Below are 1,767 nucleotides of genomic sequence, written 5' to 3' on the forward strand. Positions count from 1 at the left end.
CGCCTACACCCTTACCCCGGGACAACCACCGCCCGGGATGGACTACCTTCCTGCGTCACCCCATCACTCACCTACTAACCGCTTGGTTCGGCGGCTCCACCACTCCCCCTCACTCCGAAGAGATCAGGGGCGGCTTCACGGCCTTAGCATCACGATGCTCGATGTTTGACGCTTCACAGCGGGTACCGGAATATCAACCGGTTATCCATCGACTACGCCTGTCGGCCTCGCCTTAGGTCCCGACTTACCCTGGGCAGATCAGCTTGACCCAGGAACCCTTAGTCAATCGGCGCACACGTTTCTCACGTGTGAATCGCTACTCATGCCTGCATTCTCACTCGTCAACCGTCCACGACTACCTTCCAGTGCCGCTTCACCCGGCAGACGACGCTCCCCTACCCATCACAGCACCCGTTGGGGCTATACGCTGCAATGACACGACTTCGGCGGTACGCTTGAGCCCCGCTACATTGTCGGCGCGGAATCACTAGACCAGTGAGCTATTACGCACTCTTTCAAGGGTGGCTGCTTCTAAGCCAACCTCCTGGTTGTCTGTGCGACTCCACATCCTTTCCCACTTAGCGTACGCTTAGGGGCCTTAGTCGATGCTCTGGGCTGTTTCCCTCTCGACCATGGAGCTTATCCCCCACAGTCTCACTGCCGCGCTCTCACTTACCGGCATTCGGAGTTTGGCTAAGGTCAGTAACCCGGTAGGGCCCATCGCCTATCCAGTGCTCTACCTCCGGTAAGAAACACACGACGCTGCACCTAAATGCATTTCGGGGAGAACCAGCTATCACGGAGTTTGATTGGCCTTTCACCCCTAACCACAGGTCATCCCCCAGGTTTTCAACCCTGGTGGGTTCGGTCCTCCACGAAGTCTTACCTCCGCTTCAACCTGCCCATGGCTAGATCACTCCGCTTCGGGTCTTGAGCGTGCTACTGAAACGCCCTATTCGGACTCGCTTTCGCTACGGCTTCCCCACCCGGGTTAACCTCGCAACACACCGCAAACTCGCAGGCTCATTCTTCAAAAGGCACGCAGTCACGAGAATGTGCAAGCACATTCCGACGCTCCCACGGCTTGTAGGCACACGGTTTCAGGTACTATTTCACTCCCCTCCCGGGGTACTTTTCACCATTCCCTCACGGTACTATCCGCTATCGGTCACCAGGGAATATTTAGGCTTAGCGGGTGGTCCCGCCAGATTCACACGGGATTTCTCGGGCCCCGTGCTACTTGGGTGTCTCTCAAACGAGCCGCTGACGTTTCGACTACGGGGGTCTTACCCTCTACGCCGGACCTTTCGCATGTCCTTCGCCTACATCAACGGTTTCTGACTCGCCCTACGGCCGGCAGACCGTAGAAGAGAGATCCCACAACCCCGCATGCGCAACCCCTGCCGGGTCTCACACGCATACGGTTTGGCCTCATCCGGTTTCGCTCGCCACTACTCCCGGAATCACGGTTGTTTTCTCTTCCTGCGGGTACTGAGATGTTTCACTTCCCCGCGTTCCCTCCACTTGCCCTATGTGTTCAGACAAGGGTGACAGCCCATGACGACTGCCGGGTTTCCCCATTCGGAAACCCCCGGATCAAAGCCTGGTTGACGACTCCCCGGGGACTATCGTGGCCTCCCACGTCCTTCATCGGTTCCTGGTGCCAAGGCATCCACCGTGCGCCCTTAAAAACTTGGCCACAGATGCTCGCGTCCACTGTGCAGTTCTCAAACAACGACCAACCACCCGTCACAACCCGCCGAAGCG

Annotated in this window: 1 rRNA gene (only partly in view); it reads right to left on the minus strand. The window is 57.8% G+C overall.

The annotated features are described in order from the left end of the window. Positions 1 to 1,699: ribosomal RNA gene (locus ACFY3J_RS38745) — 23S ribosomal RNA — on the minus strand (it extends 1,488 nt beyond the left edge of the window). Positions 1,700 to 1,767: the final 68 nt, after the last annotated feature.

Origin of the sequence: Streptomyces sp. NPDC001231 (assembly GCF_042896885.1) — a bacterium.
Lineage (GTDB): Bacteria > Actinomycetota > Actinomycetes > Streptomycetales > Streptomycetaceae > Streptomyces.